The sequence below is a fragment of the Streptomyces sp. NPDC052299 genome, assembly GCF_040679335.1.
In the GTDB taxonomy this organism is placed as follows: Bacteria; Actinomycetota; Actinomycetes; order Streptomycetales; family Streptomycetaceae; genus Streptomyces.
This window is the reverse complement of sequence record NZ_JBFAUP010000025.1, coordinates 22,546-48,687: the sequence shown is the minus strand read 5'-3', so window position 1 is coordinate 48,687 and position 26,142 is coordinate 22,546. Positions and strand designations below refer to the sequence as shown.

Annotated in this window: 19 protein-coding genes; 9 read left to right on the top strand and 10 right to left on the bottom strand. The window is 73.1% G+C overall.

Annotated elements, in window-relative coordinates; all coding sequences use genetic code 11:
- Together AB0L33_RS31135 and AB0L33_RS31130 are read right to left on the bottom strand one after the other, a co-directional pair.
- Positions 1 to 696 (bottom strand): class I SAM-dependent methyltransferase, encoded by a 696-nt coding sequence (locus tag AB0L33_RS31135; protein ID WP_365686730.1) that lies wholly within the window; start codon positions 694 to 696, stop codon positions 1 to 3.
- Complete coding sequence (locus AB0L33_RS31130) at positions 674 to 1,984, bottom strand: helix-turn-helix domain-containing protein (protein ID WP_365686797.1); 1,311 nt, start codon at positions 1,982 to 1,984, stop codon at positions 674 to 676. Before AB0L33_RS31130 ends, AB0L33_RS31135 begins: the two co-directional genes overlap by 23 nt.
- A 152-nt stretch (positions 1,985 to 2,136) precedes the next feature.
- Between AB0L33_RS31130 and AB0L33_RS31125 the strand changes: the two genes are divergently transcribed.
- Genes AB0L33_RS31125 through AB0L33_RS31115 form a run of 3 tightly spaced genes read left to right on the top strand, consistent with a single transcriptional unit; the run spans position 2,137 to position 6,155 of the window.
- Complete coding sequence (locus AB0L33_RS31125; RefSeq protein ID WP_365686729.1) at positions 2,137 to 3,039, top strand: SGNH/GDSL hydrolase family protein; 903 nt, start codon at positions 2,137 to 2,139, stop codon at positions 3,037 to 3,039.
- A gap of 3 nt (positions 3,040 to 3,042) precedes the next feature.
- Positions 3,043 to 5,034, top strand: a complete 1,992-nt coding sequence (locus AB0L33_RS31120) for a hypothetical protein (RefSeq protein ID WP_365686728.1) — start codon at positions 3,043 to 3,045, stop codon at positions 5,032 to 5,034.
- A 38-nt stretch (positions 5,035 to 5,072) separates the two neighbouring features.
- A complete protein-coding gene (locus AB0L33_RS31115; protein WP_365686726.1) occupies positions 5,073 to 6,155 on the top strand; it encodes a tyrosine-protein phosphatase in 1,083 nt (360 codons plus the stop codon).
- 22 nt (positions 6,156 to 6,177) lie between these two features.
- Here AB0L33_RS31115 and AB0L33_RS31110 read toward each other — a convergent pair whose 3' ends face one another.
- Positions 6,178 to 7,296: an ADP-ribosylglycohydrolase family protein gene (locus AB0L33_RS31110; protein ID WP_365686795.1), complete on the bottom strand. Its 1,119-nt coding sequence runs from the start codon at positions 7,294 to 7,296 to the stop codon at positions 6,178 to 6,180.
- An 80-nt stretch (positions 7,297 to 7,376) separates the two neighbouring features.
- On the opposite strand from AB0L33_RS31110, the gene AB0L33_RS31105 reads away from it, so the two are divergent.
- Entirely contained in the window at positions 7,377 to 7,670 is a 294-nt protein-coding gene (locus tag AB0L33_RS31105; RefSeq protein ID WP_365686724.1) for a DUF6343 family protein, read from the top strand.
- Here the strand turns inward: AB0L33_RS31105 and AB0L33_RS31100 are convergent.
- The 5 genes from AB0L33_RS31100 to rpsA all read right to left on the bottom strand — a co-directional run bounded on the left by AB0L33_RS31100 (position 7,667) and on the right by rpsA (position 13,129).
- Positions 7,667 to 8,029: a tetratricopeptide repeat protein gene (locus AB0L33_RS31100; RefSeq protein ID WP_365686722.1), complete on the bottom strand. Its 363-nt coding sequence runs from the start codon at positions 8,027 to 8,029 to the stop codon at positions 7,667 to 7,669. The genes AB0L33_RS31105 and AB0L33_RS31100 overlap by 4 nt on opposite strands.
- A 72-nt stretch (positions 8,030 to 8,101) precedes the next feature.
- The gene (gene coaE / locus AB0L33_RS31095) at positions 8,102 to 8,707 is read right to left on the bottom strand and encodes a dephospho-CoA kinase (RefSeq protein WP_365686720.1); all 606 of its coding nucleotides are present in this window, start codon (positions 8,705 to 8,707) and stop codon (positions 8,102 to 8,104) included.
- A 74-nt stretch (positions 8,708 to 8,781) separates the two neighbouring features.
- Positions 8,782 to 9,720 (bottom strand): PAC2 family protein, encoded by a 939-nt coding sequence (locus AB0L33_RS31090; RefSeq protein WP_365686718.1) that lies wholly within the window; start codon positions 9,718 to 9,720, stop codon positions 8,782 to 8,784.
- A gap of 85 nt (positions 9,721 to 9,805) precedes the next feature.
- Positions 9,806 to 11,329 carry an FAD-dependent oxidoreductase gene (locus AB0L33_RS31085; protein ID WP_365686794.1) on the bottom strand — a complete coding sequence of 508 codons (1,524 nt, stop codon included), beginning with the start codon at positions 11,327 to 11,329 and terminating at the stop codon, positions 9,806 to 9,808.
- A 291-nt stretch (positions 11,330 to 11,620) separates the two neighbouring features.
- Positions 11,621 to 13,129, bottom strand: coding sequence for a 30S ribosomal protein S1 (gene rpsA, locus AB0L33_RS31080; RefSeq protein WP_365686717.1), 1,509 nt, complete (start codon positions 13,127 to 13,129; stop codon positions 11,621 to 11,623).
- A 396-nt stretch (positions 13,130 to 13,525) separates the two neighbouring features.
- Here rpsA and AB0L33_RS31075 point away from each other — a divergent pair, with 396 nt between their 5' ends.
- Together AB0L33_RS31075 and hrpB are read left to right on the top strand one after the other, a co-directional pair.
- Positions 13,526 to 14,338 (top strand): class I SAM-dependent methyltransferase, encoded by an 813-nt coding sequence (locus AB0L33_RS31075; protein ID WP_365686715.1) that lies wholly within the window; start codon positions 13,526 to 13,528, stop codon positions 14,336 to 14,338.
- Positions 14,339 to 14,387: 49 nt separating this feature from the next.
- Positions 14,388 to 16,892 carry an ATP-dependent helicase HrpB gene (gene hrpB, locus AB0L33_RS31070; protein ID WP_365686714.1) on the top strand — a complete coding sequence of 835 codons (2,505 nt, stop codon included), beginning with the start codon at positions 14,388 to 14,390 and terminating at the stop codon, positions 16,890 to 16,892.
- A gap of 45 nt (positions 16,893 to 16,937) precedes the next feature.
- Here hrpB and AB0L33_RS31065 read toward each other — a convergent pair whose 3' ends face one another.
- Positions 16,938 to 18,644 carry a lytic murein transglycosylase gene (locus AB0L33_RS31065; RefSeq protein ID WP_365686712.1) on the bottom strand — a complete coding sequence of 569 codons (1,707 nt, stop codon included), beginning with the start codon at positions 18,642 to 18,644 and terminating at the stop codon, positions 16,938 to 16,940.
- 223 nt (positions 18,645 to 18,867) lie between these two features.
- Here AB0L33_RS31065 and AB0L33_RS31060 point away from each other — a divergent pair, with 223 nt between their 5' ends.
- Entirely contained in the window at positions 18,868 to 19,737 is an 870-nt protein-coding gene (locus AB0L33_RS31060) for a DUF4184 family protein (RefSeq protein ID WP_365686710.1), read from the top strand.
- 150 nt (positions 19,738 to 19,887) lie between these two features.
- Here the strand turns inward: AB0L33_RS31060 and polA are convergent, their stop codons facing one another.
- The gene (polA, locus tag AB0L33_RS31055) at positions 19,888 to 22,599 is read right to left on the bottom strand and encodes a DNA polymerase I (protein ID WP_365686709.1); all 2,712 of its coding nucleotides are present in this window, start codon (positions 22,597 to 22,599) and stop codon (positions 19,888 to 19,890) included.
- 167 nt (positions 22,600 to 22,766) lie between these two features.
- Here polA and AB0L33_RS31050 point away from each other — a divergent pair, with 167 nt between their 5' ends.
- Positions 22,767 to 25,040 (top strand): FdhF/YdeP family oxidoreductase, encoded by a 2,274-nt coding sequence (locus AB0L33_RS31050; RefSeq protein ID WP_365686708.1) that lies wholly within the window; start codon positions 22,767 to 22,769, stop codon positions 25,038 to 25,040.
- 65 nt (positions 25,041 to 25,105) lie between these two features.
- Positions 25,106 to 25,576, top strand: coding sequence for a hotdog fold thioesterase (locus tag AB0L33_RS31045; RefSeq protein ID WP_365686706.1), 471 nt, complete (start codon positions 25,106 to 25,108; stop codon positions 25,574 to 25,576).
- Positions 25,577 to 26,142 lie beyond the last annotated feature (566 nt).

Below are 26,142 nucleotides of genomic sequence, written 5' to 3'. Positions count from 1 at the left end.
CTATACGGGCACCGCGCGCACCCAGACCCCGTCGTCCGTGAGCCGGCGGTCCACCCTCAGGCCCGCCCTCTCGAGGTGCCCCGCGAACTCCTCCTCCGTCAGCGGGCGGGACCGGAAGGTCTGCGTCCACCGGGCGTCGTCGAACTCGTACTCCGCGCGCACCGAGCGCACCCCGCCGCCGACCGGCTCCGAGGAGACGATGCGCACGGTGTATCCGGCGGGGTGGACGCGCTCGCGCGGGAGCCCGTCGTGGTAGTCCGCCCCCTCGCGCTGGAAGAGCACCACGCCCCCGTCGCGCACGTAGCGGCGGCAGGTCCGCAGCAGCCCGTCGCGCACCCGGGGGTCGCCCGCGTGCACCAGGAACGATGCGAGCACGACGGCGTCGAAGGTCTCGTCGCCGAGGTCCAGGGACTCGATCGGGGAGCACACCGTCCGCGCCCCGCGCACCCGCTCCAGCATCTGCGGCGACTCGTCCACGGCGGTGATCCGGAAGCCGCGCCCGGCCAGCGGGTGCGTCACCCGGCCCGCCCCGCAGCCCAGCTCCAGGATGTGGGCGCCGGCCGGGACGGCCGCCTCGATCACGTCCGGTTCGTCGCCCACGGCCAGTCGGGCGTACAGCTCGACCGCGCAGCCGTCCGGGGTGATCGCGCCCGGCCCGGTCCCTGAGTAACCCTCACGCACCAGTTGTCCGCTCATACCCGCCGAACGACCGTGCGGGGCCGGGCGTTCCCGCCCCCTGGACCGAGCGGCGTGCGACGAGGGCGGCGCTCAGGTGCTGGAGGTCGGCGGGGCGGGCCGGGGAGAGGCCGGTGAGGCGGTCGATGCGGCGGATGCGGTAGTCGACGGTGTTGGGATGGACGTGCAGCGCCGCCGCCGCGGCCCGGCGGTCGAGGCCGTGTCCGAGGTACGTCTCCAGCGTGTGCAGCAGCTCCGGCTTGGCGTCCAGCGGGCTCAGCAGGCCCGCTAGCCCGCGCAGCGCCTCGCTGGGGCGGCTCAGCTGGTACTCCAGGAGCACGTCGGACAGCCGGTAGAGGCCGGGGGCCCGGCCGGTGCGGGCCACCAGGTCCACGATCTCGGCGTTGCGGGCCACCGCCGCGGGCACCCCGTCCGGGGAGGCGGTCTCGGCGGCGGCCGTGATGGGGACCCCCGCCGCCCGGGTGGCCTCGGCGATCAGGTCGCACAGCCCTCCGGGCCCGTCCCACCGCGGCGGCTCCGCGACGGGCAGCAGGACGGTGCCGCCGGACGCGTCCAGCGCGGTCAGCGCGGGCGTCCCGGCGAACCGGTCGAGGGCCGTCCGGATGCGCCGTATCTTCCGCCGCGCGGCCACGCCCGCGCCCGCCCCGGAACCGGAAGCGGAAGCAGCCCCGGGCACCTGTGGCAGCCCCGTCCCCGTCTCGTCCGGGTGCGGGGCCAGCGCGAGCGTCATCGTCAGATAGCGGGCGGCCGGGCGCAGACCGGTGCGGCGGGTGAAGCCGTCCAGGTCCTCACCGGTCAGCAGCGCGGCCATCAGCGCGTGCCGGCCACCGTGCTCCTGGCTGTCCAGTATCTGCCGGGCCTCCAGATAGGCGCCGCTCACCGCGGAGGTCAGCTGCTGCTGGAGGACGAGGATGCGGTCCATGATCTCCAGCACGGCGGGCAGGTCCCCGGGCCCGGCGTCCTGCGCGGTCTCCTCCCAGCACATCGCGACGCCCACCTGGTAGGCGGTGAGGATGGCGTCCAGCGGCACGCCCTCCTCGGCGCGCTGGGCCGCCGAGTCCCGCTGCTGGGCGAGTTCGCCGTCGGTGGCCGCCCTGCGGTGTTCGAGGACGTCCGCGAAGAGCCTCAGGTTGTGCTGGACGATGTCCGCGATGTCGCCCGCGATCTCCTCGTGCGGCAGCTCCGCGTAGACCGGGAGGTCACTGAGAAGACGGGCGACCACCCGGGTGGTCAGCGCGGGGACGCGGGCCCGCAGCCGTACCGCCACCGGGCGTCCGGCGATGGCCAACGGCTCCTGGTCCGCGGCCCGTTCATTGTCACGCGTCACAAAAGCCCCCGGCGAAGTCTGCGTTACCCACCAGTTAAACGACGGCCTTCGAGTCTGCATGATGACCGGCGACACCCGCCATGCCCCCCACTCATAGCGCACCGGAGGTCGTCATGAACGCGTCCCGGAACAAAACTTTCTGTCGTACGGTCAGAGGAGCCGCCACCGCCGCCGCCCTGGCCTCCCTGGCCGTCGGCACCACCGCGTCCGGCGCCTGGGCCGCGAGCGCCGACGACCCCGTGCAGTACGTCGCACTCGGCGACTCGATGGCCTCGGGGCCGCTCATCCCGGACATCACGGGGCCGCTGGCCTGCGGCCGCTCCACCCACAACTACGCGCACGAGCTGGCGGCGAGCATCGGCGCCTCCCTGCGTGACGTCACGTGCAGCGGAGCCCAGTCCAAGCACATGACGGAGAAGCAGTCGCTGTCCCTGCTCGACGTGCCGATGGGTTCGGCGGCGCCCCAGTTCGACGCACTGCGCGCCGACACCGACCTGGTGACCCTCACCATCGGCGGCAACGACGCCGGTCTCGTCGGCATCGCGCAGGACTGCATGCAGCTCGACCCGACCGCGACGCCGTGCAAGGACAAGCTGACCGAGGGCGGGGTCGACCAGGTGGCGCAGCGGATCGACGCGTTCGCGCCGCGCCTCGGAGCCGTACTGGACGGAATCCACCAGCGCTCGCCGCAGGCCAGGGTTCTCGTGACGGGGTACGGGCTCTACATCAAGCCGGGCGGCTGCTGGCCGTTGCAGCCCGTGCTGCCGGTCGACGCGGACTTCCTGCAGGGCAGCGTGAACCGGATGAACGCGGTGATCGCCGAGCAGAGCGCCGCGCACGGCGCCGAGTACATCGACGTCGCCACGCCGAGCAAGGGCCACGACGCCTGCCAGGCCCCGTCCGACAAATGGGTCGAGGGGTACGTGCCCACCGCTTCGGCCGCCCCGCTGCACCCGAACCAGCGTGGTGAGGCCGCCTACGCGCGCATCATCGGCGACCACCTCCAGGGGAGCTGACCCGTGCGGCAGCGGACACTCGCCGGCCTGCTCGCCGCGGCGCTCGGCGCCGCCGCGCTCCTCGCCCCGCCCGCCCACGCGGCCCCGGCGGACCCTCCCCCGGCGCGGGGCTGCGACCCGCTGGCACCCGCCGAGTGCCTGCTGCCGTTCCCCAACGACTGGTACACCCGGCCCGACCCCGGCACCGACACGGGCCGCCGGGTGGCCTTCGACGCCTCGGTGCTGCCCCGGCCCGCGACCGGGCAGGCCGTCGACCCGGCCGCCTGGAACCGGTCGGACGGCTTCTCGCCCGGCTCCACGCTGATCGCCCAGGTGCCGGGCCTCGACCTGACGGAGACCGGCGCGGCCCCGCTCACCGACATCGGCCGGTCCCTCGACCGGGACGCGCCGGTCGTCCTGCTGGACACCACGACCGGTGAGCGGTGGCCGTACTGGGCGGAGCCCGACAGCAACGCCACCGACCCCGCGCGCCGGGCCCTGCTGATCCACCCGGCCCGCAACTTCCTCGACGGCCACCACTACGCCGTGGCGCTGCGCCACCTCAAGGACGCGTCGGGCCGTACGCTCCCGGCCGCCGCCCCCTTCGCCGCCGTCGCCGGGAAGCGACTGCCCGCGCACGATCCGCTGCGCGCCCGCCAGGACCGGCTGCGGCCCGCGCTGTCCGCGCTGCGCCGGGCGGGCGTCCCCACGCAAGGGCTCAACCTCGCCTGGGACTTCACGGTCGCCTCCACGCGCAGCCTCACCGGCGACCTGTTCACCATCCGCGACGACGCGTTCCGCGGGCTCGGCGACCGCTCGCCCGCCTTCAAGGTCACCGGGGTCACCGATCTCACCGCGGAGCAGGACGCCCGGATCGCCCGCGAGGTCACCGGCGAGATCACCGTCCCGGGCTATCTGGACGCACCCGGCGGGCCGCCCGGCGCGGTGCTGAACCGCGACCGGAACGGCACGCCGCGCGCGCTGCCCGGCAGCACCCAGACGGCCGCGTTCCGCTGCGAGATCCCGCGCGCCGCCTTCCGCAGCCCGTCGCACCCCTCGCTGTACGGGCACGGGCTGCTGGGCTCACGCAACGAGGTCGGCGCGGGCAACGTCAAGGACATGGCCGCCGAGCACGACTTCACGTTCTGCGCGACGGACTGGATCGGCATGGCCAAGGACGACGTCCCCGTCGTGCTGGCCGCGCTCGCCGACCCGAGCCGCTTCCCGGCCGTCCCCGAGCGCAGCGAGCAGGGCATGCTCAACGCCCTCTTCCTCGGCCGCGCCCTGATCCACGCCGAGGGCCTGACCACCGACCCGGCGTTCCGCACCGCCGACGGACGTCCGCTCGTGGACACCCGGCACGGCCTCGCGTACGACGGGAACAGCCAGGGCGGCATCCTCGGCGGCGCGCTCGTCGCCGCCTCCGCCGACATCCGGCGCGGGGTGCTCGGCGTCACCGGCATGAACTACGGCCTGCTCCTCAACCGCAGCGCCGACTTCGCCCCGTTCCAGCAGGTCCTGGACGCCGCCTACCCGGACAAGCTGCACCAGCAACTGGTCCTCCAGCTCTTCCAGATGGTCTGGGACCGGGGCGAGACCAATGCGTACGCCAACCACCTCACCGACCGCCACCAGGTCCTGATGCACATCGCGTACGGCGACCACCAGGTCGCCAACGCGGCGGCCGACGTGGAGGCACGCACCATCGGCGCCCGGCTGCTGACCCCCGCGCTCGCCCCGGGCCGCAGCCCGGACGCCGTCCCGTACTGGGGCATCCGGCGCATCGGCACGCGCCAACTGCCGTACCGGGGCTCGGCGATGACCGTCTGGGACAGCGGTACGCCCACGCCCCCGGTCACCAACACCCCGCCCGCCGGACCGGCGTACGGGCACGACCCGCACGAAGATCCCCGCAACTCGCCCGCCGCACGTCAGCAGAAGGCCACCTTCCTGACCACCGGCCGGGTCATCAATGTCTGCGGCACCACCCCGTGCACCGCCACCCCGATCTCCTGACGCCTCCCCTGCCCCGCAGGGTCACGACAAGGAGCACCATGCGTACGCACCGCATCGCCGGAGCCGTCCTCGCCACCGCCCTTCTCACCGGTACGGTCATGGCCCCGGCCGCCCTCGCCGCGCCGCGCTCGACCGCTCCGGCCGCCGTCGCGCAGTCCGCCGTCCCGTTCACGGCGGCCACCGCCACCCGCACCGCCGACGGCGGCCACACCCTGTCCTGGGCCTCGCCCGCCGGATCGGTGACCGTCACCGCCGTCACCTCGCCCGACGCCACCACCGGCACCGCGCTCGGCTCGGCCCCCGGCACCGGCTCGCTGACCGTCGCCCCGGGCACGCTCCCGGCGGCGGGGCGCTGGTACTTCCGGCTGGTCCCGGACAGCGGCAGCCCGCTCGTGGTCGCCGACCGGTCGCCCGGCCTGGCCTCGGCCCGTAACTTCCGGGACATCGGCGGCTACCGCACCACGGACGGGCGCTGGGTGCGCCCGGGCCTGGTCTACCGCTCCAACAAGCTGAGCGGCCTCACCGACGCCGACCAGCAGTGGCTGGGCTCCCAGGGACTCACGCTCGACGTCGACCTGCGCAACGCCCAGGAGCGCCACGACGCCCCGGACCGGCTGCCCGCCGGGGTGCGCTACCAGGTCGCGGACGTCGTCTCGCTCGCCCACGGCATCCGCTTCCACGACTCGGCCCTGATGACCCTGGCGGAGGCCGTCGCCGCCGGGCTCTTCTCCGGCTCGTCCGACCTCGGCCAGTCCATCGGCTACCCGTTCATGGTCAACTTCGTGGGCGCGGACTACGCCTTCCACGACCTCGTCACGGCCGTCGCCACGAACACCTCCGGCGCCACGGTCTTCCACTGCAGCGCGGGCAAGGACCGCACCGGCTGGGGCACGGCCGTCCTGCTCACCCTGCTCGGTGTCCCCCGGGCCACGGTCGAGGCGGACTTCCTGGCCAGCAACGCGTACACCGGCGACCCGAAGGCCGTGGAGCTGAGCTGGCTGCGCGCCGCGTACGCCGAGGTGGACCACATCTACGGCGACTTCGACACGTACGTACGGGAGGGGCTGAAGCTCGACGCGGCGACCGTGGCGGCGCTGCGGGCGAAGCTGCTGACCGACTGACCGCGCGGACCGTGCCCGGGACTCAGCAGCCCGGGTAGCGGTCCTGCGGCCACTCGACGGCGTGCTCGAACTCCAGGCACAGGTCGTCGGCCACCTCGGCGATCACCCCGCGTCCCTCCGTCCGCGCCAGCCAGTGCGGAGGGAGGCGGGTGTCGCCGTGGTGGGCGCCGAGGAGGTTGCCGCAGACCGCGCCGGTGGAGTCGCTGTCGCCGGAGTGGTTGACCGAGAGCAGCAGGGCCTCGGCGACCTGGTCCGCGCCGGGCCGGACGAGTGCGCAGTACACCGCGATGGCCAGCGCCTCCTCCGCCACCCAGCCCTGGCCCAGGGACTCCACCTTCTCGGCGCTGGGCACGCCCCGCGCGGCCAAGTCGACGGCCGCGCGCAGGGCCGCCGTGGTCTCCTCGTGGCCCCGGTGCCTGGCGAGCAGTTCCATGGCCCGCAGCACGGCGCCCGGCAGCGAGTCGCCCTCCAGGAGATATCCGACGATCGCCGCGAGCGCCCCGGCCGCGTAAGCGCCGGTGGGGTGGCCGTGGGTGATCTGCGCGCACCGGGCGGCGAGCGCGAAGCCGGTGGCGGGGTCCTCGCCGGTCAGGCCGAAGGGCGCGGACCGCATGACCGTGCCGCAGCCCTTGGACCCGGTGTTGACCGGCCCGGGCTCACCGACCGGGCCCGTCGGGTCCGGGACATGGGCGGCCGCGAGGCCGGTCAGGCAGGCGTTGCCGGGGGCCCGCTGGGCGTACAGCCAGGGCTGTTGCCGGAGCCATCCGTTGCGGACGGGGTGCCCGGCCGGGGCGTGGGGCGGCTTCGGATGGTTCTGGGTGTCCAGCCAGCGCAGGTACGCGTTCCTGACGATGGCCGTCTCGGCGCCGCCGATGCCCTTGGCCATGGCGCGCGAGTGCGCCCGGATCAGCCCCTCGGCGGTGAACAGCGTCATCTGGGTGTCGTCCGTGATCCGGCCGACGACCCCTTCGTCGTCCGGTGTCAGGCCGCGTACGCCCTGCTCGCCGTGCGCGCGCCGGATGCCCGCGAGCGACAGGAATTCGACCGGATTGCCCAGGGCGTCCCCGATCGCCCCGCCCAGCAGACATCCGCGCACCCTGGCCCGGCGGGCCGTGAGCCCCGCCCCCGTCGTCGTACCGATCACCGTCGGCCCCCGCCCTTTCCGCACCGTCGTGCCGCACCTGTCCGACCGTGGGTCCATCCTGGTAGGGAGGCGATGCCATGCGTACCGGCAATGAACCGACGACCGCCCGCAGTCCGCTGCGGATGCGGCTCTGGCTGAGTCTATGGGGCCTGGCCTGGGCCGTCTTCGGGGTGACGGCCTTCGCCGTGAACGGCCGCACCGGCTGGGCCGCCGTCTGCGGGGTGCTGCTCCTGCTGGTCCTGGTGGACCTGTGCGTGGTCGTGCACCGGCTGCGCCAGGGCCCGCACTACCAGCCGGGCCGCTCCATCCCCCCGTACGACCCCGACCACGGCCCGCACGGCGGCAAGGGGCCGCCGCCGGGCACGCCCTAGTCCTCGAAGCGGGCCGCGCGCAGATACTCCGGGTTCGGGTCGAGCGCCGCCGCCAGGCGGAAGTGGCGGGTGGCGCGCTCGGGGTGGCCGGAGCGTTCGAAGGTGCGGGCGAGGGCGAAGTGCGCGAAGGCGTTGTCCGGTTCGCGCTCAAGCACCAGCTCGAATTCCAGCTCGGCGGGGCGCAGCTGCGCCGCCGCGAAGAAGGCGCGGGCGCGCAGCAGCCGGGCGGCCGTGTTCTCCGGGTGCGCGGCGATCACCGAGTCGAGGAGCCGCACGGCGCCCCGGGGATCGCGTGCGGCGAGCAGCTGCTCGGCCGCGCGGAAGTCGATGACGTCGGTTTCCGGGGTCCTCTCGGGCACGGTGACATCCTTCCCTGGTCCGTCCCGGGGTGAACACGGGGGCGGCCGCGGGTATTCCGGTACGGTTCCGGCTCAGCCCGCCTGCGCCGCGCGGCGGGCCAGCTCCGCCCAGACCTCGCGGACCCGGGCCGTCAGCTCCTCGACCGGTCCGTCGTTGTCGATGACCACATCGGCGACGGCGCGCCGCTGCTCGCGGGTGGCCTGGGCGGCCATCCGGGCGCGGGCGTCCTCCTCGGTCATGCCGCGCAGCCGGACGAGCCGGTCGAGCTGGGTCTCCGGCGCGGCGTCGACCACGACGACCAGGTCGTAGAGGGGTGCGAGGCCGTTCTCGGTGAGGAGCGGGACGTCGTGGACGACCACGGAGTCCGGTCCGGCGGCCTTCTCCAGTTCGGCGGAGCGGTCGCGGACCAGGGGGTGCACGATCGCGTTGAGCGCGGCGAGGCGGTCCGGGTCGGCGAAGACGATCGCGCCGAGCGCGGGCCGGTCCAGGGTGCCGTCCGGGCTCAGGATGCCGGGGCCGAACTCCTCGACCACGGCGGCGAGTCCGGGGGTGCCGGGCTCGACCACCTCGCGGGCGATGCGGTCCGAGTCGATGAGGACGGCGCCGTGGCCGACGAGCAGCCGGGACACTTCGCTCTTACCGGCTCCGATGCCACCGGTCAGGCCCACTTTCAGCATGTCCGGCAGCCTAATGCCCGCTGCCCGTCACCCCCGCGGGCGGGGGTGACGGGCAGCGGGCACGGACGAGCCGGTCAGATGTCGCCCTCGCGCTCGGCGAGGAACTTCTCGAATTCGAGGCCGATCTCGTCCGCCGACGGCAGGTCCGCCGGTTCGGCGACCAGGTTGCCCCGCGTCTCCGCGCCCGCGACCGCGTCGTACTGGTGCTCAAGGCCCTCGACCAGTGCGACCAGCTCCTCGTCGCCCTGGCCGATCTGGCGGTCGATCTCCGTCTGGGTGCGGTGCGCCTCGGTGCGCAGGGCGTGCGCGACGGACGGCAGGACCAGGCCGGTCGCGGCCGTGATCGCCTCCAGCGCGGTGAGCGCCGCGTCCGGGTAGGCGGAGCGGGCGACGTAGTGCGGCACATGGGCGGCGACGCCGAGCACGTCGTGGCCCGCCTCCATCAGCCGGTACTCGACCAGCGCCTCGGCGGAGCCGGGGACCTGCGCCTCCTCGAAGGGGCTGCGGTGGCCGGGCGTGAGGTCGGTGCGGTTGCCGTGCGGGGTGATGCCCACGGGGCGGGTGTGCGGGACGCCCATCGGGATGCCGTGGAAGTTGACCGCGAGGCGGACGCCCAGGCGCTCGACCACCTCCTCGACGGCCGCGGCGAACCTCTCCCACTCCACGTCGGGCTCGGGCCCGGACAGCAGCAGGAACGGCGCGCCCGTGGCGTCCTGGACGACACGGACCTCCAGGGCGGGTGTCTCGTACGCCGCCCAGCGGTCGCGCTTGAACGTCAGCAGCGGACGCCGGGCGCGGTAGTCGATCAGGCGGTCGTGGTCGAAGCGGGCCACGACCTGGTGCGGCAGCGATTCGAGCAGGCCGTCAACGATCTGCTCGCCGGTCTCACCCGCGTCGATGTAGCCCTCGAAGTGGTAGAGCATGACCAGGCCGGCCGACTCCTGGGCGAGCGCCATGTCGACCACAGCCAGGCCCTTCGGCTCCCATTCGTACAAACTCTGCGGATCAGGCACGGTTACCGCTCCTCCTTGTGTTCCTGGAGAAGAACGCTCAGGGGGGCATGGTCATTCCCTGTCCATGCCCCCCTTCGTACGGTGTCTACCCAAGAACCCGCTCGTGCAGTGCCATGACGGCCTTGCGCGCCGAGGTGAACGCGCCGTGCTGCCAGGCGTCGGCGTAGCTCAGGTAGTCCCCCGCGAAGTAGACGTGCCCCGCGGCCCGGTTGAGGGGCGCGAAGACGGGGGCGTCCGGACCGCCCGCCAGGGAGTGCCAGGAAGCCTCCAGGTACGGGGTCTGACGCCAGTGGTGCGAGAACGAGGTGGCGAGTTCGGTGCGGTACTTCTCGCCGTGGATCTTCACTCCCTGGGCGATCGCGCGGGCCTCCCGCTCGGCAGGGGTGAGTGCGGCGTACGCGTCCGCGTTGGAGCCGGTGTTGTAGTAGCCGATGATCGTGCCGCGACGGCCTTGGTGGCCGTAGGACGGGTACCAGATGTGGGCGAGGTCCATGTCGGTCTCGGTGATGCCGCCGTAGATCCGGTGGTCGCTCTCCCACCAGCGGCTGCGGTATTCGAGCCCGATCTTCCCGGCCGAGGAGGGCTTGCACGCCTCCAGAGCGGTCTGGACGGCCGGGCCCAGATTGTGCGAGGTCTTGGCCAGGATGTTGGGCGGCAGGGCGGCGACGCAGTAGTCCGCCTCGATGCGGCGGGTCCGGCCGGACCGGGTGTACGTGACGGTGACGCCGTGGGCCGTGTCGGTGATGTCCGTAACGGCGGCCCCGGTCCGGATGCGTCGTTCGCCGATGGCCCGGGTGAGGGCGGCGGGTATGCGGTCCATGCCGCCGACGGGCTGGAACATCAGCATGGCCTGGTCGTACTCGAACTCGAAGGCGAAGTAGCGTCCGACACCGCTCGCGAAGACTTCGGAGGCGGAGGGGACGGAGCCGAGCGCTTCCCCCGGCGTGCCTGCGGCGGCCGGGTCGACACGGTAGCCCCGGCGGGGACTGCCGGTGTAGTCGAGCGTGTCGCCGATGTCCCCGAAGTCCTTGAGGAATTCCAGCAGCCGCTCCTGGTCCTCGGCGGTGACCTGCCGGTCGAGCGCGCCCTTGTCGGTGGCCTTGGAGAGCAGCTCCGCGACATAGCCGTATACGTCGGCCTTGGCGGTGCGGTAGCGCACCGGCGCCTTCATGCCCGCCTTCTCGTTGAAGATGTAGGCGTTGGCGTTCACGTTGGTGAAGACCTCTATGGGTACGCCGAGCTCGCGGCAGTAGTCGAGGGTGACCATCCACTGCGGTATCCGGCCGGGCCCGGCGTTCATGTACTGCCCGTCGGAGAAGTGGGCGGTCTGCTCGACGCCGTGGATGTCGGTGGTGGAATCGCCGCCGCGCACGGTGAAGTTCCGGCCGCCCGTGCGGCCCCTGGCCTCCAGGACCGTGCAGTCGTAGCCCGCCTTGCCCAGTTCGTAGGCGGTGGCCAGACCGGCGATGCCGCCGCCGACGACGACCACCTTGGCGGCTGCCCTGCCCTTGAGGTGGAAGTCGCTCTTGCTGGGAGCGCGGTAGGCGGGTTCGCGCCCTGCGGCCTGTGCGGTGGGGGCGAGCCCGAGCGCCCCCATGGTGGCGAACATGGCCCCGGCCCCACCTGCGATTCCGACGTTGTGCAGGAAGGTGCGGCGGCTCGTGCCCGGTGCCGCGGGCGACTGGTGCGATGCGTGCGTCATGTCCCGGCTCCCCTTCGGATCTTGAGGTTGCCGGGATCCTGACAAGCGGCTGTTACGAGCCGTCGGCTATTCGTGTATCCCGCACGTTTCTCTGTGTTACGTCACCGCGCGGAAACGCGTGAGGCCCGCTCCCCGAAGGGAGCGGGCCTCACGGTCACTTACCTACCGCAGCCGATGACCGGCCGGAGGGACAGAGCGTCAGCTCTGGCCACCCGCCAGCTTCTCGCGGAGCGCGGCCAGGGCCTCGTCCGACGCCAGGGCGCCGGAGTTGTCCGAGGACTCCGAGGAGTAGGAGCCGCCGCCGGTGCCCGACGCGGCCTGCGTGTTGCCGGCGGGGGTGGCAGCACCCTCGGCGGCAGCGGCCTCGTCGGCCTCGCGGGACTTGATGACCTGGGCCTGGTGCTGCTCGAAGCGCTGCTGCGCCTCGGCGTACTGGGTCTCCCAGATCTCGCGCTGAGCCTCGAAGCCCTCGAGCCAGTCGTTGGTCTCGGGGTCGAAGCCCTCGGGGTAGATGTAGTTGCCCTGGTCGTCGTAGGACGCGGCCATGCCGTACAGGGTCGGGTCGAACTCGACCGAGGCCGGGTCCCCGCCGAACGCCTCGTTGGCCTGCTTCAGCGAGAGGCTGATGCGACGGCGCTCGAGGTCGATGTCGATGACCTTGACGAAGATCTCGTCGTTGACCTGGACGACCTGCTCCGGGATCTCCACGTGGCGCTCGGCCAGCTCGGAGATGTGGACCAGACCCTCGATGCCCTCGTCCACGCGGACGAACGCACCGAACGGAACGAGCTTGGTGACCTTACCGGGGACGACCTGCCCGATCTGGTGCGTACGGGCGAACTGCTGCCACGGGTCTTCCTGCGTCGCCTTGAGCGACAGCGAGACGCGCTCGCGGTCCATGTCGACGTCGAGGACCTCGACGGTGACCTCCTGGCCGACCTCGACGACCTCGGAGGGGTGGTCGATGTGCTTCCAGGACAGCTCGGAGACGTGCACCAGACCGTCGACGCCGCCCAGGTCCACGAAGGCACCGAAGTTGACGATCGAGGAGACGACGCCGGAGCGGACCTGACCCTTCTGGAGGGTCGTGAGGAACGTCTGGCGGACCTCGGACTGGGTCTGCTCCAGCCAGGCACGGCGGGACAGGACCACGTTGTTGCGGTTCTTGTCCAGCTCGATGATCTTGGCCTCGAGCTCCTTGCCCACGTACGGCTGGAGGTCGCGGACACGACGCATCTCGACGAGCGACGCCGGGAGGAAGCCGCGGAGGCCGATGTCGAGGATGAGACCACCCTTGACGACCTCGATGACGGTACCGGTGACGATGCCGTCCTCTTCCTTGATCTTCTCGATGGTGCCCCAGGCACGCTCGTACTGAGCGCGCTTCTTCGAGAGGATCAGGCGGCCTTCCTTGTCCTCCTTCTGGAGAACCAGGGCCTCGATCTCGTCACCGACCTTCACGACCTCGTTCGGGTCGACGTCGTGCTTGATCGAGAGCTCGCGGCTCGGGATGACACCTTCGGTCTTGTAACCGATGTCGAGGAGAACCTCGTCCCGGTCAACCTTGACGATGACACCGTCAACGATGTCGCCGTCGTTGAAGTACTTGATCGTCTCGTCGATCGCCGCGAGGAACGCGTCCGCGTCGCCGATGTCGTTGACCGCAACCTGCGGAGTGGTGGCGGTGGTCTCGGTGCTGCTCGTCATGTGGGAAAGGGCTCCGGTACGGACAGTGAGTCGTAGGTACTGCTACGCCGAAAGCCCGTATCGCCTCTGCCTAAGCCGGACAGCCCGGGAAGCGCCAAATCCATGTCCGGAAGGCGCCTCGTGAACCGAGGGGACTAGCAACAGATGCGAGCGCGGCCTGCTAGGTCTGAGGAGCGCAGGCTCGCAGCGCAACTTGTAGCATACGGGGGCAGCAGGGCACGGTCAATGCGCGAAGGCGGACACCGTGGGCGGAAAGCCCCATATCCGGCACAACTCGGGTTCACCGAGGCCAGATCGTGTCCGGCAGCCTCCGGACACACCGGAGCAGCGCTGCGCAGGCCCGCTTGGTACGTACCGCGTACGGCGGGGTGAAGGCAAACTACAACGACGGACACGATGAGCCAAGAGATGTACGCCGCCGAACCCGAGGCGACCCGCCGCAGCACCGGGACCACCGAGAGCAGCCGGGCCAGCCGGGGCTGGTGGGACCGCAACGCCGACGAGTACCAGAGCGAGCACGGCGCCTTCCTCGGTGACGACCGCTTCGTCTGGGGCCCCGAGGGCCTGGACGAGGAGACGGCCGGGCTGCTGGGCCCCGCCGCCGCGCTGAAGGGGCTCGACGTCCTGGAGATCGGCGCCGGCGCGGCCCAGTGCTCCCGCTGGCTGGCCGCGCAGGGCGCCCGCCCCGTCGCCCTGGACCTCTCGCACCGCCAGCTCCAGCACGCCCTACGCATCGGCGCGGACGTCCCGCTGGTCGAGGCGGACGCCGGACGCCTGCCGTTCCGCACCGCCTCCTTCGACCTGGCCTGCTCCGCCTACGGCGCGGTGCCCTTCGTCGCCGACCCGGTCCAGGTCTTCCGCGAGGTCCACCGGGTGCTCCGCCCGGGCGGCCGCTGGGTCTTCTCCGTGACGCACCCCGTCCGCTGGGCCTTCCCGGACGAGCCCGGCCCCGAGGGCCTGTCGGTGGCCGCCTCCTACTTCGACCGCACGCCCTACGTGGAGCAGGACGAGCAGGGCGACGCGGTCTACGTCGAACACCACCGCACGCTGGGCGACCGGGTCCGGGACGTGGTCGCGGGCGGCTTCCGGCTGGTGGACCTGGTCGAGCCGGAGTGGCCCGCCTGGAACGACCAGGAGTGGGGCGGCTGGTCCCCGCTGCGCGGCAACCTGATCCCGGGGACCGCGATCTTCGTCTGCGTCCGGGACTGAGCCGACGGCCGGTGCGGGGACCGGGGCCACGCCGTACGAGACTGGGGGCGTGATCCGCACCGACGCCCTCGACCGGCTGCCCGTCCGCACCGCCGTCCCCGCCCTCCGGCAGGCGCTGGACGACCACGGGACCGCGGTCCTGTGCGCACCCCCCGGCACCGGCAAGACCACCCTCGTCCCGCTCGCCCTGGCCGGGCTCACCGGCGAGGGCCCGGTGCGCCGGGTCGTCGTCGCCGAGCCGCGCCGGATCGCCGCCCGCGCGGCGGCCCGGCGCATGGCGTGGCTGCTGGGCGAGCGGGCCGGGGCGCGCGTCGGGTTCACCGTGCGCGGCGAGCGGGTCGTCGGCCCGGACACCGTGGTGGAGGTCGTCACCACCGGGGTGCTGCTCCAGCGGTTGCAGCGCGACCAGGAGCTGGCCGGGGTGGACGCGGTGATCATCGACGAATGCCACGAACGCCATCTGGACGCGGACACGGTGGCCGCTTTCCTGCTGGACGTGCGCGCGGCGCTCCGCCCGGACCTGCGTCTGGTGGCGGCGTCCGCGACGACGGACGCGGAGGGCTGGGCCCGGCTGCTCGGCGACGCCCCGGTGGTCGAGGCGCGCGGCGTGTCGCACCCGGTGGAGGTGGTGTGGGCCCCGCCGTCCGCGCCGGTGCGGCCGCCGCACGGGATGAGGGTCGACCCGGCGCTCCTGAGCCATGTCGCCTCCGTGGTGCGGCGGGCGCTCGCCGAGCGGGACGGCGACGTGCTGTGCTTCCTGCCCGGCGTCGGCGAGATCGGCCGGGTCGCCGGGCAGCTGGCGGGCGTCGGGGCCGAAGTGCTCCAGGTCCACGGGCGGGCCCCGGCGGCCGTGCAGGACGCGGTGCTGGCCGGGTCTGCGGAGGGGCGGCGGGTGGTCCTGGCGACCTCGGTGGCCGAGTCGTCGCTGACGGTCCCCGGCGTGCGGACAGTGGTCGACTCGGGGCTCGCCCGGGAGCCGCGCACCGACCACGCCCGGGGCCTGAGCGCGCTGGCCACCGTACGGGCCTCGCAGGCGGCGGGGCGGCAGCGCGCGGGGCGTGCGGGGCGCGAGGCGCCGGGGACGGTGTACCGCTGCTGGGACCAGGCGGAGGACGGCCGGCTCGCCCGCTTCCCGGCCCCGGAGATCAGGGTGGCCGACCTGACGGCCTTCGCCCTCCAGACGGCCTGCTGGGGCGATCCGGACGCCTCCGGACTCGCGCTGCTCGACGCGCCGCCGGAGAGGGCGATGGCCGCCGCCCGCCAGGTCCTCGCGGCGGTCGGCGCGGTCGGCCCGGACGGCCGGGTCACCGAGCGGGGCGTCCGGATGTCCCGCCTCGGGCTGCACCCCCGGCTGGCCCGGGCGCTGCTGGACGGCGCGGCCGAAGTGGGCGGGCGCCGGGCCGCCGAGGTGGTGGCGCTGCTGAGCGAGGAACCGCCCCGCTCGTACGGGGACGACCTGGCGGCCGCGCTGCGCACCGCGCGCCGGGGCCAGGACGCCTACGCGGGCCGCTGGCGCCAGGAGGTGCGGCGCCTGTCGTCCGCGCTCGAGGGCGACGGCGGCGGCGGCCGGGCCGTCGCGGACGACGCGGCGGTGGGGCTCGTGGCGGCCCTGGCGTTCCCGGAGCGGGTGGCGCGAGCGCGGGGCGGCGGGGCGTTCCTGATGGCGTCGGGCACGGGCGCGGAGCCGGGCGAGGGCTCCGGGCTGCGCGGGGCGCCCTGGCTGGCCGTGGCGGTCGCGGACCGGCCGGCGCACGCGGCGTCCGCCCGGGTGCGCCTGGCAGCCGTCGTCGATGAGGACACCGCGCTCCTGGCGGCGGCTCCGCTGCGGTTCGCGGGCGAGGAGGTCCGCTGGGACGGCCACGACGTCGTCGCCCGCCGGGTGGAGCGGCTGGGTGCGGTCGAGCTGGCCGCCCGCCCGCTGAAGCAGCCCGATCCGGCGCTGGTCCGCGAGGCCCTGGTGGCGGGGCTGCGGCGGGAGGGCCCGGGGCTGCTGCGGTGGAGCCGGGACGCGGGGCAGCTGCGGGAGCGGCTGGCCTTCCTGCACCGGGTGCTGGGCGAGCCGTGGCCGGACGTGTCGGACGGGGCGCTGCTGGCGGACCCCGGGGCGTGGCTGGAGCCCGAGCTGTCGCGGGCACGGCGGCGCTCGGACCTGGCCGCGATCGACGCGGGGCAGGCGCTGCGGCGGCTGCTGCCGTGGGCGACGGGCGAGGCGGTCCGCCTGGACGAGCTGGCGCCGGAGCGGATCGAGGTGCCGAGCGGTTCGCGCGTCCGGGTGGAGTACGGCGGGGACCAGCCGGTGCTCGCGGTGAAGCTCCAGGAGCTGTTCGGCCTCCAGCAGACCCCGGAGGTCGCGGGCGTGCCGGTCCTGGTGCACCTGCTCTCCCCCGCCGGGCGGCCGGCGGCGGTGACGGCGGACCTGGCGTCGTTCTGGCGCGACGGCTACAAGGCGGTCCGGGCCGAGCTGCGCGGCCGCTACCCGAAGCACCCGTGGCCGGAGGACCCGACGACGATGGAGGCGACCCGCTTCACGAAGGCGCGGCTGAAGCGGGACTGAGCACGCCGCGGCCCCTCCGACGGGCGGAGGGGCCGCGGCGTGGTGTCAGGAGGCCGCGGTGGCCGTGCGTTCCTCGACGGTCAGGTCGATGGTGACCGTGGCACCGCCCTCGGTGGTGAGGCGCAGCTTGTACGTACCGGCCGGGCCGTCCGCGTAGAACTTCGGGAGCTTCAGGCTGCCGTCGGCCGCGGTGGTGAGCTCGATGGTGCGGACGGGGTCGCCCGCGTCGTTCGTGCAGTACGGGCCCTTGTCGTTCACGGCCGGGTCGTCGCCGCTGGTGATCATGGTCGCGGTGACGGCGACCCTGCCCGCGGCCTTGCCCTTGTAGGTGGCGGCGACGGTGATGTCGTCGAAGGTCTCCCCGGCGACGGCGGTCAGCTCGGTGGTGCCGGTCCGGGCGATGGCGTCGGCCTGGCGGGCGGTGACGGTCGCCTTGAACGTCGTGGCGACCGAGGTGCCGTCCACGGCGGCCCGCACGGTGAAGTCGCCGGTCTTCTCGCCCGCACGGAGCACCGGCGAGGAGACCGTGCCGTCGGCGCCGGTGGCAAGGGTGACCGACGTGAAGCCACCACCGAACGTGGTGTCGGTGTCGCCGACGACGGTGAAGGTGACCTTCGCCTTGGCCACCGCCTTGCCGACGCCGTCGCGCGCCCGCACCTTGACCCTCCCGGCGAACTCCTCACCGGCGGTGGCGGTCAGCGTGCCGGTGCCGTCGTTCTGCAGCGCCGCCACCTGCTGGGACGGGCTGGGCGCCGGGGTCGGGCTGTGCGTCGGGGGCTTCGGCTTGGAGGGCTCGGGGCTGGGCTCGGACGGCTTCGCGGGCTTGCCGGACGTGCCCGGCTTCGGCGTACTGGACGGCGAGGGCGTCGGGGACGGCGTGCGCGACGGGCCGCCGGACGGCCGGCCGGGGCCGCGGTCGCGGCTGGTGGGGCCGGTCGGGAGGACACCGGTGCCGTCGGGCACCTCGTGCGTGCCGCGGTTGTAGTACGTGAACCAGGAGCGGACCGTACGCAGGTACACGTCGGAGTGGTTGTAGCTCAGGACCGCCCGGTCCAGGTCGGTGGCGGTCGACAGGTCGCGGTCCCCGGCGCAGAGGTAGCGTCCCGCGGCGAGCGCGGCGTCGTAGACGTTGTTGGGGTCCTTGCGGCCGTCGCCGTTGCCGTCCTGACCCCAGGTCGCCCAGGTGGACGGGATGAACTGCATCGGGCCGACCGCCCGGTCGTGCGTCCGGTCCCCGTCGTAGGCGCCGTTGTCGGTGTCCTTGATCAGGGCGAAGCCGTTGCCGTCGAGGGCGGGGCCGAGGATCGGGGAGAGCGTGGTGCCCTGCGCGTCGACCCGGCCGCCACGGGCCTGCCCGGACTCGACCTTGCCGATCGCGGCGAGCAGCTGCCACGGCAGCCGGCAGGCCGCGTCCGTGCCCGCGATGGTCCGCTCGGCCCTCTTGTACGCCGCCAGGACGGAGGCGGGTATGCCGGCCTCGGCGGGGCCGGTCACCGGGAGATCGGCCGAACTGCCGGGCTTCTCCGGGGTGTTCAGCGGCGGCAGGTCCGTGTAGTACGGCGAGTCGCCGGAGACGCCGCCGCCCTGGTCTGCCGGGGTCGAGGAGCCCGCGGCCGGCTGCTCGCCGTCCGCCGCGTTGAACGGGGACGGGGCACCGGGGGCCTGCGAGGCCGAGAGCGCCGCCACGGCGACGGCAGCCACGGCGGTGGTGGCCGCTCCTCTGTACAGTCGGCGACCGAATTGCGCTGCCATGACGTGTGGGCCCTCCCCCTCGTCGCTGTCGGCGCTCCCCTGCGCCTGGACTCAGGCGACCCTACGGCAACTCCTGCGGCGCGCACACAGCGGGCGGGCCGGTTCTTACCGCTTTCTCACCTTCCTGAACACAAGTTGTCCACGTGCGGACATCCCCGTGACGGGGCTTCCTGCCCGCCGGGCCACCCCGGACCTGCCCCTCCGGGTCACGCATACTGCCCGCATGCCCTTCACGCTCAGCCATGCCGCCGCCGTGCTCCCGGGGCTCCGGCGCGACGGCACGGGCCGCGGTCCGCTGCTCGCCTCGGCCCTGGTCGCCGGGTCGTTCGCCCCCGACCTGACGTACTTCGCGGACTCGGTGATCCCGGGCGCGATGGAGTTCGGCGAGGCCACCCACGCGGTGTGGGGTGTCGTCACCGTGGACGTCCTGATCACCGCACTGGCACTCGGGCTGTGGCTGCTGCTGCGCGACCCGCTGGTGGCGTTGCTGCCTCGGCGGTGGCGGGGGCGCGTGCACACCTGGCTGCGCGGCGGGGCCCCGGCGGGCCCCGGGCGGTGGCGGCCCGGCGCGCGGGACGCCATGTGGTTCGCGGTGTCGGCGGTGATCGGGTCCGCCACCCATGTCGTGTGGGACGCCTTCACCCATCACGGCCGGTGGGGCGTACGCCTGGTGCCCGGGCTCGACGGCAGCGTGGCCGGATACCCGGTCTTCACGCTCGTCCAGTACGGCACATCGGCCCCGGCCCTGCTGCTGCTCGCCTGGTTCGCGGTGTCGGGGCTGCGGCGCACCGGGGACCGGCCGGTGCCCGCCTCCGTGCCGGTCCTCGGCGCACGGGTCCGGGGCTGGGCGCTCGCCGGCATCGGGCTCTGCGCCGTCCTGGGCACCGTGCACCGGTGCGCCCGCTGGTACGCGTACCACGGGCGCGTCGACACGCCGCTGGACATCATCCCGACGGCCTGCTTCGGCGCGGGCGCGGGCCTCGCGGCGGGGCTCCTTCTCTACGCGGCAACGGTGCGGCCAGGGCCTTTCGTTTGGATCAGGCCGGATCAGGGAGCGGGGCCTGGTGCGTGCAGCTGCAAGGCGGAGGATTGAGGCAACGCGGAGCGTTGGTGATTGACGACAACGCCGCAGATGCGCGTGCCAGGCCCCGCGAGCCCGGCCTGATCCAAACGAAAGGCCCTGACCACAGCGCGGCGGGAGGCGGAGGCGGCCGGGGCCCCTGCGGACCCCGGCCACCGGCGGTCAGTGGGCCGCTGACTCCCAGTCGCCGCCGACGCCGACCGACACGTCCAGCGGGGCGCGCAGCCGCACCGCCGTGGACATTTCGTGGCGCAGGATGCTCTCGACCTGCTCCCGCTCGCCCGCGGCGATCTCCAGCACGATTTCGTCGTGCACCTGGAGCAGCATCCGGGACCTCAGCTCCGCCTCGGTCAGCGCCCGGTCGACGTGGAGCATGGCGACCTTGACGATGTCGGCGGCGGTGCCCTGGATCGGGGCGTTGAGCGCCATCCGCTCGGCGGTCTCGCGGCGCTGGCGGTTGTCGCTGTTGAGGTCGGGGAGATAGCGGCGGCGGCCGAAGATCGTCTCCGTGTATCCGGTGGCCCGGGCCTCCTCGACCACGCGGCGCAGATAGTCCCGGACCCCGCCGAACCGCTCGAAGTAGGTGTCCATCAGGACCCGGGCCTCGCCCGCCTCGATGTTCAGCTGCTGGGAGAGGCCGAAGGCGGAGAGCCCGTACGCCAGGCCGTAGCTCATGGCCTTGATCTTGCGCCGCATCTCCGGGTCGACCGCCGTCTTCTCGACGCCGAAGACCTGTGAGGCGACCGTGGTGTGCAGGTCCTCGCCGGAGGTGAACGCCTCGATGAGGCCCGCGTCCTCGGAGAGGTGGGCCATCACGCGCAGTTCGATCTGGCTGTAGTCGGCCGTCATCAGCGTCTCGAAGCCCTCGCCGACGACGAAGCCGCGGCGGATCGCCCGGCCCTCGTCCGTGCGGACGGGGATGTTCTGCAGATTCGGGTCGGTGGAGGACAGCCGGCCGGTCGCCGCCACCGTCTGGTTGAACGTGGTGTGGATACGGCCGTCCGCCGCGATCGTCTTCACCAGGCCCTCGACGGTGACCCGCAGCTTCGCCTGCTCGCGGTGGCGGAGCATGAGAACGGGCAGCTCGTGCTCCGTCTGGGCGGCCAGCCAGGCCAGCGCGTCCGCGTCCGTCGTGTAACCGGTCTTGGTCTTCTTGGTCTTCGGCAGGCCCAGCTCCCCGAACAGGACCTCCTGGAGCTGCTTGGGCGAACCGAGGTTGAACTCCCGGCCCACCGACGCGTGGGCCTCCTTCACCGCCTGCTGGACGGCACCGGCGAACTGCTGCTCCATGCCCTCCAGATGGGCCCGGTCCGCCGCGATGCCGTGCCGCTCCAGGCGGGCGAGCAGGACCGACGTCGGAAGCTCCATGTCGTGCAGCAGCTCGGCCGCGCCGACCTCCTTCAGCCGCTCCGTGAACGCGTCACCGAGATCCAGGACCGCGCGGGCCTGCGCCATCAGGGCGTCGGCCTCCGCCCGGTCGTCGGCGCCGAACGCCAGCTGACCGTCGGCCGCGGCGGCCGGGGCGAGCTCCCGGCCCAGATACTCCACGGCCAGCGCGTCCAGCGCGAAGGAGCGGCGGCCGGGCTTCACCAGATACGCGGCGAGCGCGGTGTCCATCGTGACGCCGTCGAGGTGCCAGCCGTGCTCCGGGAAGACCCGCATCGCGCTCTTCGCGTTGTGCATGACCTTGGGCCGGGCCGGGTCCGCGACCCAGGCGGCGAACGCCCGCTCGTCGGCCTCGTCCAGCTGCGCCGGGTCCAGCCAGGCAGCGGACCCGTCGGCGGCGGCGAGCGCGATCTCGGTGACCGTGCCCGCGCCGAGCGCCCAGGTGTCGACCGTCATGACGCCGAGCGGCTGCCCGCCGTGCTCCGCCAGCCAGGGGCCCACCTCGCCGGTGCCGAGCACCGCCCCGTCCAGCTCGATCCCGGCGGCGGGCGCGGGCGGCTCGGCCTCCGCGGCGCCCGGGTCCACCGCGAGCAGCCGCTCGCGCAGGCTCGGGTTGCGGATCTCCAGTATGTCCAGGATGCCGGTGACCGCCGTGCGGTCGTAGGGGGCGCGCTCCAGCCCTTCCGGGGTCTTCGGCAGCTCCACGTCCCGGACCATCTCGGTCAGCACGCGGTTCATCTTCACCGCGTCCAGGTGGTCGCGGAGATTCTGCCCGGCGACGCCCTTGACCTCGTCGGCCCGGGCGATCAGCTCGTCGAACGAACCGAACTGGTTGATCCACTTCGCGGCGGTCTTCTCACCGACCTTGGGGATGCTCGGAAGGTTGTCCGACGGGTCACCGCGCAGCGCCGCGAAGTCCGGATACTGCCGCGGGGTGAGGCCGTACTTCTCCACGACCTTCTCCGGGGTGAACCGGGTCAGCTCGGAGACCCCCTTGGTGGGGTAGAGCACCGTCACGTTGTCCGTGATCAGCTGGAAGGAATCGCGGTCCCCCGTGACGATGAGGACCTCGAAGCCGGCCGCCTCGGCCTGCGTCGCCAGCGTGGCGATGACGTCGTCCGCCTCGAAGCCCTCGACCGCGAACCGGTCCGCGTGCATCGCGTCCAGCAGCTCGCCGATCAACTCGACCTGGCCCTTGAACTCGTCGGGCGTCTTCGACCGGTTCGCCTTGTACTCGGGGAACTCCTGCGCGCGCCACGTCTTGCGGGACACGTCGAACGCCACCGCGAAGTGCGTCGGCGCCTCGTCACGCAGGGTGTTCGCCAGCATCGACATGAAGCCGTACACGGCGTTCGTCGGCTGGCCCGCCGCCGTCGTGAAATTCTCCGCGGGCAGGGCGAAGAACGCCCGGTACGCCAGGGAGTGCCCGTCCATGAGGAGCAGGCGCGGTCGGTTGTCTGCCGTCTTCTTCGATGCCGTCTCAGCCACACCCCGATCCTGCCACGGACCACTGACAATCCGGACCGGCCGCCGCCCGCGACGCCTCACCCGGCGCCCCGCCCGCACCCCGTGCCAGGATCGGAGGGAGAAGGAAACCCACACGGCGGACCCGCGAGACACCCCCCGGGCCCCGCAGGACCCCGAAGAGGAGCACCATGGCCGGCAAGCCGCCCGCAGGAGACCCCGTCCAGGACGCCCCCCGGGTCGGACCGGCCAAGCACTCCGCCGCCGGGCTGCCCGCCGTCGCCCAGAGCCTGCGCGTCGCCCAGCAGCAGATGGGCCTGCGCCGCACCGCGCAGACCCTCCTCAAGGTCAACCAGAAGGACGGCTTCGACTGCCCCGGCTGCGCCTGGCCCGAGGGCGACAAGCGGCACACCGCCGAGTTCTGCGAGAACGGCGTCAAGGCCGTCGCCGAGGAGGCCACGCTCCGGCGGGTCACCCCGGACTTCTTCGCCGCGCACCCCGTGTCCGACCTCGCCGGGCGCAGCGGCTACTGGCTCGGCCAGCAGGGCCGCATCACCCAGCCCGTGTACCTCCCCGAGGGCGCCGACCGCTACGAGGCGGTCACCTGGGAGCGGGCCTTCGCCATCATGGCCGAGGAGCTGGGCGCCCTCGCATCCCCCGACGAGGCGGTCTTCTACACCTCCGGGCGCACCAGCAACGAGGCCGCGTTCCTCCTCCAGCTCTTCGCCCGCGAGTTCGGCACCAACAACCTGCCGGACTGCTCCAACATGTGCCACGAGTCCTCGGGCTCCGCGCTCACCGAGACCATCGGCGTCGGCAAGGGCTCGGTGTCCCTGGAGGACCTGCACCACGCCGACCTGATCATCATCGCCGGGCAGAACCCCGGCACCAACCACCCCCGGATGCTCTCCGCCCTGGAGCAGGCCAAGGCGGCCGGAGCGAAGATCATCTCGGTGAACCCGCTGCCCGAGGCCGGCCTCGAACGCTTCAAGAACCCGCAGACCCCTCAGGGCATGCTCAAGGGCACCCCGCTGAACGACCTCTTCCTCCAGATCAGGATCGGCGGCGACCAGGCCCTCTTCCGCCTCCTGAACAAGCTGATCCTGGAGACCGAGGGCGCCGTCGACCGCACGTTCGTCGCCGAACACACCCACGGATACGAGGAGTTCGCGGCCGCCGCGGCCGAGGCGGACTGGGACGCGACGCTCGCCGCGACCGGGCTCGACCGCGCCACCGTCGAACAGGCCCTCGCCATGGTCCTGGCCTCGGAGCGCACCGTCGTCTGCTGGGCCATGGGCCTCACCCAGCACAAGCACTCCGTGCCCACCATCCGCGAGGTCGTCAACTTCCTCCTGCTGCGCGGCAACATCGGCCGCCCCGGCGCCGGCGTCTGCCCCGTGCGCGGCCACTCCAACGTCCAGGGAGACCGCACCATGGGCATCTTCGAACGGCCCGCGCCCGCCTTCCTCGACGCCCTCGACAAGGAGTTCGGGATCACCTCACCGCGCCACCACGGCTACGACGTGGTCCGCGCGATCCGCGCCCTGCGCGACGGCGAGGCCAAGGTCTTCTTCGCGATGGGCGGCAACTTCGTCGCCGCGACCCCCGACACCGACGTCACCGAGGCCGCCATGCGCAACGCGCGCCTCACCGTCCACGTCTCCACCAAGCTCAACCGCTCCCACGCGGTCACCGGCGCCCGCGCGCTGATCCTGCCCACCCTCGGCCGTACCGACAAGGACGTCCAGGCGAGCGGCAAGCAGTTCGTCACCGTCGAGGACTCCATGAGCAAGGTCCACGCCTCGCGCGGCAACCTCACCCCCGCGAGCCCCCACCTCCTCTCCGAACCCGCCATCGTCGCCCGCCTCGCCCGCGCCGTCCTCGGGCCCGCGTCCGCCACGCCCTGGGAGGAGTTCGAGAAGGACTACGCCACGATCCGCGACCGCATCTCCCGGGTCGTCCCCGGCTTCGAGAACTTCAACGCGCGCATCGCCCACCCCGGCGGCTTCACCCTCCCGCACGGCCCCCGCGACTCCCGCCGCTTCCCCACCACCACCGGCAAGGCCAACTTCACCGCCGCACCGGTCGAGTCCCCCGAAGTCCCCGAGGGCCGGCTGCTGCTCCAGACCCTGCGCTCCCACGACCAGTACAACACCACGATCTACGGCCTGGACGACCGCTACCGGGGCATCAAGGGCGGCCGCCGCGTCGTCCTCGTACACCCGCAGGACGCGGACGCCCTCGGGCTGGCCGACGGGTCGTACACCGATCTGGTCAGCGAGTGGAAGGACGGGGTCGAGCGCCGCGCCCCCGGCTTCCGCGTCGTCCACTACCCCACCGCCCGGGGCTGCGCCGCCGCGTACTACCCGGAGACCAATGTGCTGGTCCCGCTCGACGCCACCGCCGACACCAGCAACACCCCCGCCTCCAAGTCCGTCGTGGTCCGCTTCGAGCCCGCGCACTAAGCGCCCGCTCAGGCGTCTGATATGAACGACGCGACACGAGCACCGCACAGACGAAAGGCGGACCCATGGGCGAGCACACCGCACCCCAGTTCCCCCAGGAGATCATCGACGAGTACGCCGCACTCGGCGTCGACCTGCCCGCCCTCTTCTCCGCAGGCCACCTCGGCGAACGCATGGGCGTCCGCATCCTCGAAGCCTCCGCCGAACGCGTCGTCGGCACCATGCCGGTCGAGGGCAACACCCAGCCGTACGGGCTCCTGCACGGCGGCGCCTCCGCCGTCCTCGCCGAGACCCTGGGCTCCGTCGGGTCCATGCTGCACGGCGGCCCGTCCAAGCTCGCCGTGGGCGTCGACCTGAACTGCACCCATCACCGAGGGGTACGGAGCGGCCTCGTCACCGGCACCGCCACCCCCGTGCACCGGGGACGCACCACCGCCACCTACGAGATCGCCATCACCGACGAGCAGGGCAAGCGGGTCTGCACCGCACGCCTCACCTGCCTGCTCCGCGAGGCCCCCACCCCCGAGGCCGCCTGACCCCCACCACGCTCCACCACCCCTGCCCGGCCGTCACCCAAAACGGCCGGGCAGCGGCATACCCGGGCACAACCACCGCCACGATCAAGGAAATTGAGCGGCACGAGGCGTCAACCCCCTTGACCCGAAGCCCTGTTCCGTGGCCCACTCAGCTGCCCACACCTCACCCGCCCCCACCACCACACCGCGTCGCCGCACCCCCGCCACCGTAACGCAGCGTAACCAACGCCCGAAGCGGGGCGCTCCGCCGCGACGCGACCAGCCCGGCCCCGAAGCCACCGGGCCCTTCGCCATGCCCCGGACCCCCACACCGGACCCCCCGCCGGGCGACAGCAGCAAGATCACCTCAAGCCCCTTAGCAGAGCTGCGCGTTCTCACATTGCGGTCACTTCACGGTCCGGTAAAAAACCGTACATGTCCGCCCACCCACCTCAAGCCTTGCTCAAGGGCATAACAAGACAGTCACATCCTTGGCCGGCACCCCTCCCGACCCCCACCACTGCCCTTAGAGTCACGGCCAGTCACCGCGCCGCCGGGCGCGTCTGCAAGCACGGCCCTGTACCAAT